1 pseudogene is annotated in these 1,153 nt (G+C 44.2%); it reads left to right on the top strand.

Annotated features, from left to right (window positions below):
* A pseudogene (locus ACJHX7_RS26160) lies at positions 1–1,127 on the top strand (IS3-like element IS150 family transposase); the annotation flags it as partial.
* Positions 1,128–1,153: the final 26 nt, after the last annotated feature.

Below are 1,153 nucleotides of genomic sequence, written 5' to 3'. Positions count from 1 at the left end.
CTTAATCAGGCTGCTGCTCACTTTATGCTTGCTGGTAGTGGTTCTGTAGCCAGGTGGCTGAAGGTTTATGAAGAGCGCGGAGAAGCTGGTTTACGCGCGCTCAAGATTGGCACCAAAAGAAACATTGCAATATCAGTTGATCCAGAAAAAGCGGCATCAGCATTGGAGCTGTCAAAAGACCGACGCATTGAGGATCTTGAAAGGCAAGTTCGATTTCTTGAAACGCGGCTTGTGTATCTAAAAAAGCTGAAAGCCTTAGCTCATCCCACGAAAAAGTGAAAGTACTCAACGAGCTAAGGCAGTTTTATCCTCTTGATGAGCTTCTCAGGGCTGCGGAGATACCGCGCAGTACGTTTTATTACCATCTAAAGGCTCTCAGCAAGCCTGACAAGTATGCGGACGTTAAAAAGCGTATTGGTGAGATTTATCATGAGAATAGAGGCCGATACGGATACCGTAGGGTAACGCTGTCTCTTCATCGAGAAGGGAAACAGATTAACCATAAAGCTGTTCAGCGCCTGATGGGAATCCTCTCACTGAAGGCAGCGATTAAGGTCAAGCGATACCGCTCTTACAGAGGAGAGGTAGGGCAAACCGCCCCCAATGTTCTCCAAAGAGATTTCAAGGCTACGCGGCCAAACGAGAAGTGGGTTACCGATGTTACTGAATTTGCAGTCAATGGGCGCAAGCTGTATTTGTCTCCAGTAATAGATCTCTTCAACAACGAAGTTATTTCTTACAGCCTTTCGGAAAGACCAGTGATGAACATGGTCGAGAATATGCTCGATCAGGCATTCAAAAAGCTTAATCCTCACGAGCATCCTGTTCTGCACTCTGACCAGGGATGGCAGTATCGTATGAGAAGATATCAAAATATCCTTAAAGAACATGGTATTAAACAAAGCATGTCCAGAAAAGGCAATTGTCTGGATAATGCTGTGGTGGAGTGTTTCTTTGGAACCTTAAAGTCGGAGTGTTTTTATCTTGATGAGTTCAGTAATATAAGCGAGCTGAAGGATGCTGTTACGGAATATATTGAATACTACAACAGCAGAAGAATTAGCCTGAAATTAAAAGGTCTGACTCCAATTGAATATCGGAATCAGACCTATATGCCTCGTGTTTAACTGTCCAACTTTCTGGGGTCAGTACA

The sequence above is a fragment of the Escherichia sp. WS1451 genome, from assembly GCF_046487365.1.
GTDB classification, from domain to species: domain Bacteria; phylum Pseudomonadota; class Gammaproteobacteria; order Enterobacterales; family Enterobacteriaceae; genus Escherichia; species Escherichia coli.
This window is presented reverse-complemented; position numbering and strand designations above follow the sequence as displayed.